Annotated in this window: 1 protein-coding gene; it reads left to right on the top strand. The window is 68.6% G+C overall.

All coding sequences use genetic code 11. The features are described 5' to 3' along the window. Positions 1–220: acyltransferase domain-containing protein (locus IH68_RS51570; RefSeq protein ID WP_159403922.1), on the top strand; the 220-nt coding region annotated here is incomplete at both ends.

Here is a 220-nt window from a genome sequence, read left to right as displayed (position 1 = left end):
CGGATGTTGAGGAACTGGTGACGGCTTGGGCGGGCCGGATCGACGTTGCGGCGGTGAACGGTCCGGGTTCGGTGGTGGTGGCCGGGGATGCGGATGCGCTGGATGAGCTGATGGCGCACTGCGAGGCGGGGGAGATCCGGGCGCGTCGTATCCCGGTGGATTACGCCTCCCACACGAGGCATGTGGAGGCCATCGAGGCCGAGCTGGCCGAGGTTCTGGC

Source organism: Streptomyces sp. NRRL S-646 (assembly GCF_000720765.1).
In the GTDB taxonomy this organism is placed as follows: domain Bacteria; phylum Actinomycetota; class Actinomycetes; order Streptomycetales; family Streptomycetaceae; genus Streptomyces.
The sequence above is the reverse complement of the archived record's forward strand: the minus strand, read 5'-3'. Positions and strand labels throughout refer to the sequence as shown.